Origin of the sequence: Burkholderia sp. Ax-1719, assembly GCF_011753055.1 — a bacterium.
Taxonomy (GTDB): Bacteria; Pseudomonadota; Gammaproteobacteria; order Burkholderiales; family Burkholderiaceae; genus Paraburkholderia.
Genome location: NZ_VWWJ01000020.1, coordinates 69,884 through 84,120, shown reverse-complemented (window position 1 = coordinate 84,120; position 14,237 = coordinate 69,884). Strand labels below are relative to the sequence as shown.

Genomic DNA, 14,237 nt, shown 5'->3' with positions numbered 1-14,237 from the left:
TTACAGCTCTCCAGGTTGAAGCGATTGTTTTGCTTGTCTCGTCTGATGCACGGCGTGCGCAGCCTGTGCTGCCGCTTGCGGGGCCGGACCGGCGAACGCCGGCACGTCGTCGTCGCGCAGGGCGGCGTTCATGTGGCGCTCCGCCAGCAGCTTGAGGCCAAGCGTCACGAGCGCCAGCAGCGCCAGCAGCGAAGCCACCGCAAACGCGGCCGCAAAGTTGTATTCGTTGTACAGAATCTCGACGTGCAGCGGCATGGTGTCGGTCTGGCCGCGGATGTGGCCCGAGACCACCGAGACCGCGCCAAACTCGCCCATCGCCCGCGCGTTACACAGAATCACGCCGTACAGCAGACCCCAGCGGATATTGGGCAGCGTCACGCGGCGGAACATCTGCCAGCCCGACGCACCCAGCACGTGCGCGGCTTCTTCCTCATCGTTGCCTTGCGCCTGCATCAGCGGAATCAGCTCGCGCGCCACGAACGGGAACGTCACGAAGATCGTCGCCAGCACGATGCCGGGCACCGCGAAGATGATCTGCACGTTATGGTCTTCGAGCCACGGGCCGAGCCAGCCCTGCGCGCCGAACATCAGCACGTAAATGAGACCGGAGATCACCGGCGAAACCGAGAACGGCAGATCGATCAGCGTGGTCAGCAGCGCCTTGCCGCGGAAGTCGAATTTGGCGATCGCCCACGACGCAGCCAGACCGAAGGCGCAGTTCAGCGGCACGGCGATCGCCGCCGTGATCAGCGTGAGCTTGATGGCGGCGAGCGCATCGGGATCGGCGAGCGATTCGAAGTAGAAGCCGATGCCCTTCGAGAGCGCCTGCCAGAACACGGCCACCAGCGGCACCACCAGGAACAGCGAGAGAAATACCAGCGCGATGCCGGTCAGCAGCCAGCGCACCCACGGCGCTTCGGTGACGGGATCGGGACGCGTTTTACGGACGGTCTTGCTCATTGCGCGGCTCCCGTGGTTGCTGTAGCCGCCGTGGCATTCACCGGTGCGGCGCTCGACGCGCCACGGCTGGTGCGTCGCTGCAGATACCACTGCAAGGTGTTGATAAAGAGCAGCATCAGGAACGACACGCACAGCATCACCACCGCCAGCGCCGTGGCGCCCGCGTAGTCGTACTGCTCGAGCTTGGTGATGATGAGGAGCGAGGTGATTTCCGACTTCATCGGCACGTTGCCGGCGATAAAGATGACTGAGCCGTACTCGCCCAGCGCGCGCGCGAATGCCAGCGCGAAACCCGTGAGCAGCGCGGGCAGCGCGGCGGGCAGCACCACGCGGCGAAACGTCAGCCAGCGCGACGCGCCCAGGCACGCGGCGGCCTCTTCCTGCTCGCGCTCGAACTCTTCGAGCACCGGCTGCACCGTGCGCACCACGAACGGCAAGCCAATGAAGGTGAGCGCCACCAGCACGCCCAGCGGCGTAAACGCAATCTTCAGCCCGAGCGGCTGAAGAAACTGGCCAATCCAGCCATTGCCCGCGTAGACCGCCGCCAGCGAAATGCCCGCCACGGAAGTGGGCAGCGCGAACGGCAGATCGACCAGCGCGTCGATCACGCGCTTGAATGGGAACGTGTAGCGCACCAGCACCCACGCGAGCAGAAAGCCGAACACGGCGTTGATCAACGCCCCGCCCAGCGCCGAGAAAAACGTCAGGCGGTACGACGCGATCACGCGCGGCGACCACACGGCGCGCACGAACTGCGCCCAGTCGAGCGTGGCGGTCTTGAGGAAGGTCGCCGCAAGCGGGATCAGCACCACGAGGCTCAGATACGCCACCGTGATGCCGAGCGTCACGCCGAACCCGGGCAAGGCGCCTGGCTTCTGTAATCGGAACGTCGTCATGCTCTATCTCTTCACATGGGTTGCGCAGGCGGATCGAGGGCGGATGTCCAGGGTCTCACTGCGCCGAAAGGCGCGCCTCGTGGGGCGCGCCTTGTTTTATGCTGCTTTCAAACTTGTGCGCCTTGTTGCGGCGGCCTTATTGCGGCTGGTAGATCGAGTCGAACACGCCGCCATCGGCAAAGTGCGTCTTCTGGGCGTTGGTCCAGCCGCCGAAGGTGTCGTCCACCGTGTACAGCTTGAGCTTCGGGAACTTCGACGTGAGCGCCGCCGGCACCTTGTCCGAACGCGGACGGTAGAAGTTCTTCGCGGCGATCTCCTGGCCTTCCTCGCTATAGAGGAACTGCAGATACGCTTCGGCGACCTTGCGCGTGCCCTTCTTCTCGACCACCTTGTCGACCACCGCAACCGGCGGCTCGGCCAGAATGCTCACCGACGGCACCACGATCTCGAACTTCTCCGGACCAAACTCCTTGAGCGACAGGAAGGCTTCGTTTTCCCAGGCGATCAGCACATCGCCGATGCCGCGCTGCACGAAGCTGGTGGTCGCGCCACGCGCGCCCGAATCCAGCACGCCGGCGTTCTTGTAGAGCTTCGTCACGAACTCCTTGGCCTTCTGGTCGTTGCCGCCCGGCTGGTGTTCGGCGTAGGCCCAGGCCGCGAGGTAGTTCCAGCGCGCGCCGCCCGAGGTCTTCGGATTGGGCGTCACGATCGACACGCCCGGCTTGGTCAGATCGTCCCAGTCCTTGATGTGCTTCGGGTTGCCCTTGCGCACGAGGAACACGATGGTCGAGGTGTACGGCGAGGCGTTGTCGGGCAGGCGCTTTTGCCAGTCCTTCGCGACGATGCCCTTGTTGGCCAGTGCGTCGATGTCCCAGGCGAGCGCCAGCGTCACCACGTCGGCCTGCAGGCCGTCGAGCACCGAGCGCGCCTGCGCGCCCGAGCCGCCGTGCGACTGCTTGATGGTGAGCGTTTCGCCCGTCTTCGCCTTCCACTGCTTGATGAAGGCGTCGTTGACATCCTGGTACAACTCACGCGTCGGATCGTAGGAGACGTTGAGCAGGGAGGTATCCGCATGCGCGGCCGGCGCCATCGCGGCCATGCCCAGCAGCGGCGCCGCGCCGATGACCAGTTTTGCCGCCAGAGTCTTGAACCATGCGCGCCCCGTAGTGCCTTGTTTCATCCCGCTTTCTCCGTTCGTCGTGCGTTTTGATGTGCGTTTGATGTGCGTCTCGTCGCGCCTTTGCTGTCTTGCTGCGATCGATGAAGGCCAGTCTAGCGATTGGCTTACATTATTAAAAATGATGTTTTCTCATTTTTTAATACGCAAAAGTGGTAAAGGCGGACAAACCGGCTGCTGGAGCATTTTTTCGTCCGTCAGACCATCGCAAAACGCCGTTGTGGCGGCACCCACACGTCAAACTTCAAGTAACACTTGAAAAGCGGCGAGTACTGTATAAAAATACAGCTACCTGTTCAAACATACAGTGTCGCTATGACCAAACTCACCGCACGACAGCAGCAGGTTTTCGATCTGGTCCGCCGCGCGATCGAGCGCACGGGTTTTCCGCCCACGCGCGCAGAGATCGCCGCTGAACTGGGCTTCAGCTCGGCCAACTCCGCGGAAGAACACCTGCGCGCCCTGGCGCGCAAGGGCGTGATCGAACTGGCCGCGGGCGCCTCGCGTGGCATCCGCCTGATGCCGGGCCCGGATGACCTGCCGCATCAGTTCACGTTGCCGCACGCCAGCATCATGCAGCTCTCGCTGCCGCTCGTTGGCCGCGTCGCCGCGGGCAGCCCGATCCTCGCGCAAGAGCATATTTCGCAGAACTACGCATGCGACCCGGCGCTCTTCTCGAGCCGCCCGGACTACCTCCTGAAGGTGCGCGGCCTGTCCATGCGCGACGCCGGCATCCTGGACGGCGACCTGCTCGCCGTGCAGAAGAAGGCCGAAGCGAAAGACGGGCAGATCATCGTCGCGCGTCTGGGCGACGACGTCACGGTGAAGCGCCTGAAGCGCCAGCCCAACGGGATCGAACTGATCGCCGAGAACCCCGACTACGACAACATCTTCGTCGCGGCCGGCAGCGCGGAATTCGCGCTCGAAGGCATTGCCGTCGGCCTGATCCGTCCCACCGAATTCTGATAATTCCGACCGCGCCTTGTCAGCGCCTGGTCCGCGCATCTTCTGGAGAGTTAGCCATGGAACGCCTTGCCCGCCTGTTGCCCTTCCGTCAATTCGGTCGTCTGCGCCATCTGCGCGGAATCGCGTCGTGCGCGGTGCGCGAAGCGCGCGCCTCGGCGGCGGCGCTCAATGGTTCGCTCTTCGAAGACAGCATCGACCTGGTGCATACGCAGGAACTGCCGCCGCTGCCGTCGGCGCAGCCCGCATTCGCACGCGTCTCGCTCAACAGCACGCTCAATACGGAGCAGCCGGACCGCCGCGCGCCGGTGCGGGTCTACCACGGCCCGTCGCGCCTCATCATGGTCGGCACCATGGACGCGGTGTGCCGCGCCATCGACCGCTGCATCGCCGAGCAAACCGGCGACATGCCGGTCGCGCTGGCGAAGTAATAGCGTCGACGTAACAAGGTATTTCGCGGGGAAATTTTCCGGCGCGCGGGCGGTCAACATGCTGATTGAACTTTTGCCCCGCTCGCGCGGGGCCGCCCTGCCCGATGACTGATACGACTACGTCCTCACGCCCCTCGTCGAACTGGAAGAAACCCGTCGCTATCGCGGTGGCGGCCATCGTCGTGGTGACGGCGCTCGGCTACGGCTACGCCTCGCCGTACCTCGCGCTCAATCGCCTCAAACAGGCCGCAGACGCACGCGACGCCGTGACGCTGAGCGAATACGTCGATTACCCGGCGCTGCGGGTCAGCCTCAAACAGCAGGTTGGCGAGATGCTGCAACGGCGCATCCAGGCGCAGCACAGCAGCAACCCGCTGTTGATGCTTGGCGCGGTGATTGGCGCGGCGCTGATCGGGCCGCTCGTGGATGCGTACGCCACACCCGAAGGCGTGGCCGCCCTGCTCAACGGCATGCCGCCCACCGGCAAACCCGGCGAGCGTCCCGCTGCGCCACCGCCCCCGGCTACGCAAGCGTCATCCGCGCCGGCAGAAACGCCGCCGCCCGCTCCCGCCAGCGCCGATACCGCTGCGCCGCCACCGCGTGCGCAGGCATCGGCCGGCTATCGCAGTCTCAACGAATTCGCCGTCACATGGCAACGCAGCGCGGACAGCGAGCGCTATGCCGCCATCCTGCAACGGCATGGGCTGTTTTCGTGGAAGCTGGCCGCGGTGGAATTGAACCCAACGGATACCAGCGACGGCGCGAACGCGTCGCACTGACGCCATCACCGATCACGCGCCCAGCCATTGCGGCCGGGCGCGCTCGAACACGGTCAGGCTTGCGCCGCAGCCGCAGCAGCCGCCTGCTGCTTTTCTTCAGCGGCCGAAGAGCACGCCACCAGAATGCTGCACGACACGCGGTCGAGCAGCGGCGTATTGCCCGCGCCCATCCACCAGCGCGACAACCCCGTGCGGCAGCGATGCCCCACCACCACCAGATCCACGTGCAGTTCGGTGGCCAGATTGGCGATCTCGTCGATCGGATGGCCGAACGCAAAATGGCCCTGCGCGCGCACGCCGCGCTCGGTGAGCCAGTCCACGCCTTCCTGCAGGATCTCGCGCGCGGTTTCCTCGAAGCGCCCGCACGCCACGTCGGTCAGCAGACCGGCGCTCTGCGCAATGGTCGAGCGCATGTCCACCACCGACAGCAGATGCGTTTCCGCCTGCAGATCCAAAGCCAGATCGGCGCCGCAACGCAGCGCCTTGCGGCCCTCGCGCGAGCCGTCGTAACACAGCAGAATCTTTTTGTAGCTCGCCATGATCTATTCTCCCCGCCCGCTCGAAACGCAGGTCGTACTGGCATGATGGTGCGCCGCAATTACGCACGCAAGGGATGGAAAACGCCAGGTTCTCGGCTGGTGCGCGCCAGCGCGCATTGCACCGTTTTGGCGCCTCGAAAGCCCCACGGCACGGGGCTCGCAGCGATTCGGGATGGTTGTCGCGACAGCCATTGACCGTGCATTGTCATGACGCGTGGCGCGCCGGCGCGTTCCACCCGCTGTCAGACGATGCTCTAGAATAGTCCGCCACAGCCTGTGCGCCGCGCACACGGCCAGACTGCGGCGAGACTACGACAACCCGCGACGATAAAACCGGAAAACGGTACGACATGCCCGCCATCGAATTCGAGCAGGTGATCAAACATTACGGAGACAGGACGGTCGTGAACGGCTTGTCGTTCGACGTCGTCCCTGGCGAGTGCTTCGGGCTGCTGGGCCCTAACGGCGCGGGCAAAACCACCACGCTGCGCATGCTGCTCGGCATCGTTTCGCCCGATGCCGGCCGGATCAGCCTGTGCGGCGAGCCCGTGCCGGCCCGTGCGCGCCACGCAAGAGCACGCGTGGGCGTGGTGCCGCAGTTCGACAATCTCGACCCCGACTTCACGGTGCGCGAAAACCTGCTGGTGTTCGGCCGCTATTTCGGACTCTCCGCGAGCGAAACCAGGGCCCTCGTCGCGCCGCTGCTCGAATTCGCGCGGCTCGAAAGCAAGGCCGACGCGCGCGTGGGCGAACTCTCCGGCGGCATGCGGCGGCGTCTCACGCTCGCCCGCGCGCTCGTCAACGATCCCGACGTGCTGGTGATGGACGAGCCCACCACCGGGCTCGATCCGCAGGCGCGCCATCTGATCTGGGAGCGGCTGCGCTCGCTGCTCGCGCGCGGCAAAACGATTCTGCTCACCACGCACTTCATGGAAGAAGCCGAGCGCCTGTGCAACCGCGTCTGCGTGATCGAGGAAGGCCGCAAGATCGCCGAGGGCGCGCCGAAGGCGCTGATCGAATCGGAGATCGGCTGCGATGTGATCGAGGTGTACGGCCCGGACCCGTCGTCGCTGCGCGATTCGCTTGCGCCGTTTGCCAAGCGCACGGAGATCAGCGGCGAAACGCTGTTCTGCTACGTCGACGATCCCGCGCCCGTGCATGCGCAACTGCGCCATCGCTCGGATCTGCGCTATCTGCATCGGCCCGCGAATCTCGAAGACGTTTTCCTGCGGCTCACCGGCCGCGAAATGCAGGACTAAGCGCACGCATCCAGATAAAAAAGCCGATCCGCTCATGCAAACCCGTACTCAACCGCCGCCGCCCGCACGCTCGATCGACACGCCGCTGCGCGAACCGCGCGCCGCACTGCCGTCGAACGCCACGCACTGGATCGCCGTGTGGCGGCGCAACTATCTGGTGTGGCGCAAGCTCGCCATCGCGTCGATGTTCGGCAATCTCGCCGATCCGATGATCTATCTGTTCGGACTGGGTTTTGGCCTCGGGCTGATGGTCGGTCACGTGCAGGGCGTGTCGTACATCGCGTTTCTCGCGGCGGGGACGGTGTCGTCCTCGGTGATGATGTCGGCGAGCTTCGAGTCGATGTACTCGGGTTTTTCGCGCATGCACGTGCAGCGCACGTGGGAGGCGATCATGCACACGCCGCTGTCGCTCGGCGACGTGGTGCTGGGTGAGGTGATGTGGGCCGCCAGCAAGTCGATGCTATCGGGTGTGGCCATCATGATCGTGGCGGGCGGGCTCGGCTACGCGAGCTTTCCGTCAATGCTGCTGGCGCTGCCGGTGATTGCGCTCGCGGGACTCGCCTTCGCGAGCTGCGCGATGATCGTCACCGCGCTCGCGCCGTCCTACGACTTCTTTATGTTCTATCAGACGCTCGTGCTCACGCCGATGCTGCTGCTTTCGGGCGTGTTCTTCCCGATCACGCAACTGCCGGGCGCCGCGCAGCACATCACGCTGATGCTGCCGCTCGCGCACGCGGTCGACCTGATCCGGCCAGCCATGCTCGGGCGTCCGGTCGAGCACGCCGCGCTGCATCTGGGCGTGCTCGTGTTCTACGTCATCGTGCCGTTCGGGATCGCGTCGATCCTGTTCCGGCGCCGCATGATGCGCTAGGCGTCACGCCAACCCATCAGTCTTCGTCGTCGCCCCAGGGAATGTCGACGTCCGAGATAAAGGCGACCGTGGCGAACGGGCCGCCTTCCTGACGCCCGATCTTGCCGTCCGAGCGATGCCATTCCACGCGGAAGACCGTCGCCTGGGTCTGCGCGTGCAGGCGCACGGTGCGGATCTCTTCCGGGTCCGCCTCTTCGACGGGTTCGTCGAGCGAAATCAGCAGTTGCTGCGGCCAGAGGCCGTCCGCCGGATCGTAAATGCGGTCGCCGTCGGGGATCGAGACGTGCGCCTGAACGCCGATGGTCGCCGACGCCTCGACGATCATCTTGCCGAGCGCGCGCAGCACTGCCGTGGCGCGAGCCGAGTTGGCCTGGCGGATGGCGAGGTCGCCGCGCGTCAGCGCCTGTTCAAGTTTCGGATTGGTTTTTTGCTTTGCCATGCCGGTTCCTGGGCCGAAGCCCTCATCGATGTGGCGGACCTTGCGGCCAGCCACGGTCTATACGTGATCCTTATCGATTCAGCGTCGCATCGCGGTCATTCGAGAACCGCCCTCGCCCCTACGAAAACGGCTCACGCGCAATGCGGCTGAATCGTCACTTATCGTCACATTTCGTCACTTCATGTCGCGCCCAGGCCTAGCGCAACCGCCGCCAGCCCGGACACGACGCCGAACACCACCACCCCACACGCCACCAGCGTCAGCACGCGCGGACGGAACGAGCCCGCCAGCATCGCAAGCGACGGCACGCTCACGGGCGGCAGCGTCATCAGCAGCGCCCCGGCCGGGCCGACGCCCATGCCGAGCGCGAGCATCGCCTGAATGATCGGCACTTCGCCCGCCGTCGGAATCACGAACAGCATGCCCGCCACCGCGAAGGCGACGATCCAGCCGATGCTGCTGGTGACATCCGGCCCGATGTGCGGAAAGAGCCACGCGCGCGCCGCGCCAAGCAACAGCACGAGCACGATGTATTCGGGCACGAGCCGCACGGCCATGCGCGCAAAAATGCGTGCCCAGCGCACGAAGACGTTGCCGCCCTCGGCCTGCTGGCGCGCGAGCAGCGCGAGACTGTCATCGGCGGCGCGCGCCTCCTGCGGCGTCACCAGACGGTTGGCCAGCCAGCCGAGGCCGAACACCAGCAGCACGCCCAGCACAAGGCGCAACGCGCTCCACTGCCAGCCCAGCACGAAACCCATGAACACGAGCGTGGCCGGATTGAGCACCGAATTGCCGAGCCAGAACGCGATCGCGCCACCAGCCGAGGCATTGCGCGCGCGCAGCCCCGCGACGACGGGTGCAGCGCAGCAGGTGCACATCATGCCGGGCACTGAGAGCAGCCCACCGGCTGCCACGCTGCCGAAGCCGCGCTGCCCCAGCACGCGCGCGACCCACTGCACCGGCAACAGCGCCTGCAAGCCCGAGCCGAGCAGCAAGCCCAGCACCATCGCCTGCCAGATCGCCTTGCCGTAGGCCAGCGCATAATCGAGCGCCGCATTCAGCGACGGCGCGGGCGCACTGGCCGCGCCGCCCATCAGGATCGACTTGCCGATCGAATGCGTCGATTCTGCGGTGAACGCCCGGTGGTAGTACGGGAACCACTTGACGTAGAACAGGCCCGCTACCGCCAGCAGGACGAAGATGGCCCAACCGTAGCCAGGCGGCGCCGGTATCGCCTGGGGTGGCTGAGGCGATCGCGGCGATTGCGCATTCGGGGCGCTCGTCATTGTGGGGAACTCCGCAAAGGGCTGTTGGAATACTCGAATCCAGGCGAGCCGCGTGTGGTCTGCACGCGGTTCGCGGGTGTTGCCAGGATCGTAGTGCATGCCTTGCGAATCGCCAACGATTTTGGCGAGGCGATGTGGGCGACGCGCCATTGCGCACGCCGTATCGCTATCCATCACCGCCAGTCACGGCAAACCTGTCACCCGGCAGTGAGGCCGCCGGGCGACAGGCGCCACTTACGGCGCGGGGTTCGGCTGCAGTTCGTGCAGCGCGTCGATGCGCGCGAGCACGTCGGCCGGGAGCTTCACGTCGACGCTGGCGATGTTTTCCTTGAGCTGCGCAAGGCTGGTCGCCCCGATCAGATTGCTGGTGACGAACGGCCGGCTGTTCACGAAGGCCAGCGCGAACTGCGCGGGCGTGTAGCCCAGTTCCTTCGCGAGCGCCACGTAGCGCGACGTCGCCGCCACGGCCTGCGGCTTGCTGTAACGCTGGAAGCGCTCGAACAGCGTGATGCGCGCGCCATCCGGGCGCGCCCCGCCCTCGTACTTGCCCGAGAGCCAGCCAAACGCCATCGGCGAATAGGCGAGCAGGCCAATGCCTTCGCGATGCGAATACTCGGACAAACCGGCCTCGAACGTGCGGTTCACCAGGCTGTACGGATTCTGGATGCTGACGATGCGCGGCAGGCCGAGTTTTTCGGCGGCGCGCAGGAATTGCGCCACGCCCCAGGGCGTTTCGTTCGACACGCCGATATGGCGCACCTTGCCCGCCTTCACGAAATCCGCCAGCACCGAGAGCGTTTCCTCGATCGGCACGGTGTAGGCGTCGTCCACCCACGGGTAAGCCGGGCGGCCAAACGTCATGGTGCTGCGATCGGGCCAGTGCAACTGGTAGAGATCGACGTAATCGGTCTGCAGGCGCTTGAGACTGCCGTCGAGCGCTTCGGTCAGATTCTTGCGGTCGAACTGGTTGCCTTCGCCGCGAATATGGCGCGGATTGTGCGGCTGGCGCGCCGGCCCGGCGATCTTGGTGGCGAGCACGATGCGCTCGCGCGCGGCGCGGTGCTGCGCGAGCCACGTGCCGATGAAGCGCTCGGTCTGGCCTTGCGTTTCGGGACGCGGCGGCACGGGATACATTTCCGCGGCGTCGATCAGCGTCACGCCCTGATCGAGCGCATAGTCGATCTGCTCATGGGCGTCGCGCTCGGTATTCTGTTCGCCCCACGTCATCGTGCCGAGGCCGATCAGACTTACCTTGACATCCGTGTCGCCGAGTGTGCGGTATTCCATCGAAGCGTTTTCCATCATTGGTTGGGGAGAACGCCAAACCTATCACGCTGGCCGATTTTTTTCAGGGAACGAAAAGGCCGGGCAAGGCCTGTGCCGCCCGGCCTGACGCCCTGCGCCAGCGTTGCGAGCAGGACATCGAACGCCTTACGGCCCGATGCGCTCGACGGTCCAGTTCGAATTGCGCACGAGATAGTACTGACCGCTCACGCCCACCCAGTGATGGCCGCGCGGCGGCGGACTGAGATGGTACTGACGCCAGTCGTCGATCACATACTGACGATCGCGATACTCGGCGCCGACGCGGTCGCCCTTGCGCCACTGCGGCGGCGGCATATCGGGCGGCGGGCGATCCGGGGGCGGGCCGCCGTGATATTCGTTCGGCCCCGGACGGGGCGGCGGCTGCTGCGCGAACGCGGCGGCCGGCGCGAGGATGGCCGGAAGCGCCAGCGCAGCGAGAAGCACGAAGCGTTTCTTCATTGTTCACCTCCTGTTGAGCCAGCGACCGCCTGGCGTGAACGGCGCGCGCCGCCTCGTCCGCGGCGCACCCCCTTTGCAGTCGATGGTAGTACAGCGGCCGCGACCCACGGCGCGAACGCGTCCGCGCAGCGGGCGGCGGCTCAGGCGCAGGACGTGCCAGAATGATCCGGTCATCAGTCAAGCAACCCTGAAACCCTGCATCGCGGAGGAAACGGCATGGAAAACCGGCGCAGCTACGAATACATGGGCTTCGACATGACCGCCGGCGTGGACGGCAGTCACGAAACGGGTTTCACGATCACCACCCAGACAATCCACAGTCTGACCGACGCCACCCACGCCGATGTGCCCATCGACGGCATCGCCGGGGATCGCTTTCCGACTCAGGACAACGCCTTCGACGCCGCGTTCGACCGCATCCGCGAGGCCATCGACCAGCGCGTGCGTGACGCGTCCTGAGCGACCTCTCTCCTCTTTGAAAGCGCCAGACGAGGCGCAGAAATGCAAAAACGCCGGGGTCATCAAGACTCCCGGCGTTTGAGCCGCCCGCTGAACGGGCGGCGCTTCGGACAGCGAGACCAGGCGATCAGCCTGGTGGCGCGCTTAGTTGCCGAAGTAGACTTGCTGCGCGCGCGGCGTTTGCGTGTGGGCGCCCGATTGGGTCGCTGCACCTGCCACGCCACCGTACGACGAATCGACGCCTTGCTGCTGGGCGCGCTCGGCTGCCACGGTCTGCTCGCTCTGGCCTTGTTGCGAAGCCGGTGCGCCGACGTTCGGGCGGTAGAACGGTGCCGGGCCATAGCCGCTGGCGAATGCCGGAGCGGCGATGGAAGCGGAAGCTGCGACGAGCAGTGCTGCGATCAGTTTGGTCTTCATGGTGGACTCCAATATCCGGTTCAACTTGCGGTAGGGAAAGGCGCCGCGCCTGGGAGGTCAGAGCCCACGAGCTGCGTCAGTGAGACTCAGTGTATACACCTACTATCGGAAAATAATCTCGATAATCCGAATTGTTTATTCCGACTTTGGAAACAATCCGGAGTCGCACTCCTGGCTTGGCTGAGCGACGAACAGACCCTAATGAGCGGCACCAAAAAATTTTTCGCAACGCAACATTGGCGAGGCGAATTACATAACGTCGAAAGGGTCTTTCAGCCTGGAAGATCCGCTGGAAACGCTTCCGATACCCGATGCGCATGAGTTTGCAAACATCGGATCAATATCGGATCAATCAGGCAAAACGGCTTGGCGCAGTGCAAAAACGCGAACGGCGATTGCTGCAAAATGCGTTAAAATACAAGGTTGTTCCACGCCTTCCGCGCGTTGATTGCGCACGTAATCGCCATGTCTTCAAACCGTATCGCCAGCCCTCGCCGCGTCTCTGTGGCGCCCATGATGGATGGGAGCAACAGCAAAGCTGCGAAGGCCGTGGGATAAGGCTGAGGCGGGAATGCTACAAAGCCGTGTAGCACCGATGTAGGACCGACTGGCGATGGCGACAGGGCTGTCACCACGAAAATTGCTATTCAGCGATGCGCATCGAGAGCAGCAATCAGCTGCCGTGCGAACTCCACTTCACGTCGCAATGCGCCTGGCGCACTGTCTGGCGCCACGAGCGCCATTGCCTCTTCAACGCGGCACAGCACATCGTCAGCTCGATCCAGCGCTCCCCACAGCGTCTCGATCTGCTTCCGCAGCGAATGCTCGACCGTCAGGTCGCGCGCCCTCAGCTCTTCGAGAATCGCTTTCGCATAGTCCGCACGCGGGTCGTGCTGCAGTCGAAAGATCATCTCAGAACTGAGTGTCACGCCGCCAGCAGATGCGGCTTGCTCAAGCTGGGCATGGAGCGCCCGCGGCAGGCGCAGCGACGTGCTCTTGATGTCTTTGGTCTTTGGCATGCGCGCGATTCTATTCGCGACACCAAATAGGTTCCACATCACTCAAATTTGGCAGCAAATTGCAGCCAATTTGCAACGCTGATTGCTACATGGAACCCGTCGACCACACAGATAATGTTCGGCTCACCGCGTCGGTGGGACGTAATTAACCTGAGAGACACCGGAATGAATGGGAAGTGCCGTGCGTGCGCTGGGAGTACCCATGCGCAGGAAGGATCTGAGAGAGACCCGCAAGAGGTCGCCAGCCGAGTAATCAGCGACGCCTTCGATAGCGTCCTGCACAAGGGCGCGCAGTTGGGCGCCCTGCTCGCGCTGATCACACATACGGCTGCAGATGAGGAGATATTGCCGGCGCATCGCGCGTCAGCATGTCAGTTGGCGTGGGATTTGAACCAGCAGATGCTGGATGCCGCCGCGCGGGCGCTTGCGAAGACATGCAGCCCGGGAATCTGAGCGGGCCGCCAGCCCCTAACTGCGGCCTCGGCAAGTAAAGCGCCGCACATAGCTTTGGGCGCCCGGCGATCGAGCGCCCTACTCCCCGTCCGGTATCACTGCATCGTCGCCAATCGTCGACGTCAATGCGTTGTCGCAGTGGCCTGGATTGATCCAGTCGAGGAACCTACAGAGCACGCATCCCCATTCGCGGCCCGCATCGCGCGCCTTGGCCGCGCGCTCGCTGATCGTCTCGTTCGGGCTGCCGCCGCAAACCGTGTTCACGGCCTGGTCGAGCAGCAGCGCGAAATTCAGGAAGTAGCGTCCGACCTTCGTCATTTGGGAGTGCCCCCGCAGTTTTTCTGGCGCGCGGCCTCGTAGGCGATTACCTCGCGTTTCGTTTCGGGCGTGTCCGCGCTCGACGCGGTCATGGGCGAGAGCCACGAACAGGACGTGTCGATGATACGCGGCGCGGCCGGCGCGGGGCAGTCGTGCGCGCAGCCAGCGAGCGCCGCGATGAGGGTGAGCAGAATCAGGATGCGCATG

Annotated in this window: 18 protein-coding genes; 6 read left to right on the top strand and 12 right to left on the bottom strand. The window is 64.7% G+C overall.

The window, feature by feature from the left end:
• The 3 genes from cysW to F3J17_RS26870 all read right to left on the bottom strand — a co-directional run bounded on the left by cysW (position 1) and on the right by F3J17_RS26870 (position 3,036).
• Positions 1–960 carry a sulfate ABC transporter permease subunit CysW gene (gene cysW, locus F3J17_RS26880; RefSeq protein WP_167066307.1) on the bottom strand — a complete coding sequence of 320 codons (960 nt, stop codon included), beginning with the start codon at positions 958–960 and terminating at the stop codon, positions 1–3.
• Positions 957–1,856, bottom strand: coding sequence for a sulfate ABC transporter permease subunit CysT (gene cysT / locus F3J17_RS26875; RefSeq protein WP_167066304.1), 900 nt, complete (start codon positions 1,854–1,856; stop codon positions 957–959). Before cysT ends, cysW begins: the two co-directional genes overlap by 4 nt.
• A gap of 136 nt (positions 1,857–1,992) precedes the next feature.
• A complete protein-coding gene (locus F3J17_RS26870) occupies positions 1,993–3,036 on the bottom strand; it encodes a sulfate ABC transporter substrate-binding protein (RefSeq protein ID WP_167066301.1) in 1,044 nt (347 codons plus the stop codon).
• A 312-nt stretch (positions 3,037–3,348) separates the two neighbouring features.
• On the opposite strand from F3J17_RS26870, the gene lexA reads away from it, so the two are divergent.
• The 3 genes from lexA to F3J17_RS26855 all read left to right on the top strand — a co-directional run bounded on the left by lexA (position 3,349) and on the right by F3J17_RS26855 (position 5,206).
• The gene (lexA, locus tag F3J17_RS26865; protein WP_027818325.1) at positions 3,349–3,999 is read left to right on the top strand and encodes a transcriptional repressor LexA; all 651 of its coding nucleotides are present in this window, start codon (positions 3,349–3,351) and stop codon (positions 3,997–3,999) included.
• A gap of 56 nt (positions 4,000–4,055) precedes the next feature.
• Positions 4,056–4,427: a hypothetical protein gene (locus tag F3J17_RS26860; RefSeq protein ID WP_167066298.1), complete on the top strand. Its 372-nt coding sequence runs from the start codon at positions 4,056–4,058 to the stop codon at positions 4,425–4,427.
• A 104-nt stretch (positions 4,428–4,531) separates the two neighbouring features.
• A complete protein-coding gene (locus F3J17_RS26855) occupies positions 4,532–5,206 on the top strand; it encodes a DUF2939 domain-containing protein (protein ID WP_167066296.1) in 675 nt (224 codons plus the stop codon).
• A gap of 53 nt (positions 5,207–5,259) precedes the next feature.
• Here F3J17_RS26855 and F3J17_RS26850 read toward each other — a convergent pair whose 3' ends face one another.
• A complete protein-coding gene (locus F3J17_RS26850; RefSeq protein WP_167066294.1) occupies positions 5,260–5,745 on the bottom strand; it encodes a universal stress protein in 486 nt (161 codons plus the stop codon).
• Between the two features lie 350 nt (positions 5,746–6,095).
• Between F3J17_RS26850 and nodI the strand changes: the two genes are divergently transcribed.
• Both nodI and F3J17_RS26840 read left to right on the top strand, forming a co-directional pair.
• Entirely contained in the window at positions 6,096–7,004 is a 909-nt protein-coding gene (gene nodI, locus F3J17_RS26845) for a nodulation factor ABC transporter ATP-binding protein NodI (RefSeq protein WP_167066292.1), read from the top strand.
• Positions 7,005–7,038: 34 nt separating this feature from the next.
• Positions 7,039–7,875, top strand: coding sequence for an ABC transporter permease (locus F3J17_RS26840; protein ID WP_167066290.1), 837 nt, complete (start codon positions 7,039–7,041; stop codon positions 7,873–7,875).
• Positions 7,876–7,891: 16 nt separating this feature from the next.
• Here the strand turns inward: F3J17_RS26840 and F3J17_RS26835 are convergent, their stop codons facing one another.
• The 4 genes from F3J17_RS26835 to F3J17_RS26820 form a co-directional block, all read right to left on the bottom strand.
• Positions 7,892–8,314, bottom strand: coding sequence for a hypothetical protein (locus tag F3J17_RS26835; protein WP_167066288.1), 423 nt, complete (start codon positions 8,312–8,314; stop codon positions 7,892–7,894).
• Between the two features lie 179 nt (positions 8,315–8,493).
• Positions 8,494–9,600, bottom strand: a complete 1,107-nt coding sequence (locus F3J17_RS26830; RefSeq protein WP_167066286.1) for a permease — start codon at positions 9,598–9,600, stop codon at positions 8,494–8,496.
• 234 nt (positions 9,601–9,834) lie between these two features.
• Positions 9,835–10,887: an NADP(H)-dependent aldo-keto reductase gene (locus tag F3J17_RS26825; protein WP_167066284.1), complete on the bottom strand. Its 1,053-nt coding sequence runs from the start codon at positions 10,885–10,887 to the stop codon at positions 9,835–9,837.
• Between the two features lie 144 nt (positions 10,888–11,031).
• Positions 11,032–11,364: an RcnB family protein gene (locus F3J17_RS26820; protein WP_167066282.1), complete on the bottom strand. Its 333-nt coding sequence runs from the start codon at positions 11,362–11,364 to the stop codon at positions 11,032–11,034.
• A 216-nt stretch (positions 11,365–11,580) separates the two neighbouring features.
• Here F3J17_RS26820 and F3J17_RS26815 point away from each other — a divergent pair, with 216 nt between their 5' ends.
• Positions 11,581–11,823, top strand: coding sequence for a hypothetical protein (locus F3J17_RS26815; RefSeq protein WP_167066280.1), 243 nt, complete (start codon positions 11,581–11,583; stop codon positions 11,821–11,823).
• Between the two features lie 144 nt (positions 11,824–11,967).
• Here the strand turns inward: F3J17_RS26815 and F3J17_RS26810 are convergent, their stop codons facing one another.
• The 4 genes from F3J17_RS26810 to F3J17_RS26795 all read right to left on the bottom strand — a co-directional run bounded on the left by F3J17_RS26810 (position 11,968) and on the right by F3J17_RS26795 (position 14,236).
• On the bottom strand, positions 11,968–12,240 hold the full coding sequence (locus tag F3J17_RS26810) for a hypothetical protein (RefSeq protein ID WP_167066278.1): 273 nt from the start codon (positions 12,238–12,240) through the stop codon (positions 11,968–11,970).
• A 647-nt stretch (positions 12,241–12,887) separates the two neighbouring features.
• Positions 12,888–13,259 carry a hypothetical protein gene (locus tag F3J17_RS26805; RefSeq protein WP_167066276.1) on the bottom strand — a complete coding sequence of 124 codons (372 nt, stop codon included), beginning with the start codon at positions 13,257–13,259 and terminating at the stop codon, positions 12,888–12,890.
• A gap of 531 nt (positions 13,260–13,790) precedes the next feature.
• Entirely contained in the window at positions 13,791–14,030 is a 240-nt protein-coding gene (locus tag F3J17_RS26800) for a hypothetical protein (RefSeq protein ID WP_167066274.1), read from the bottom strand.
• Entirely contained in the window at positions 14,027–14,236 is a 210-nt protein-coding gene (locus F3J17_RS26795) for a hypothetical protein (protein WP_167066272.1), read from the bottom strand. The genes F3J17_RS26800 and F3J17_RS26795 overlap by 4 nt, the downstream gene beginning before the upstream one ends.
• Between the last annotated feature and the right edge of the window lies 1 nt (position 14,237).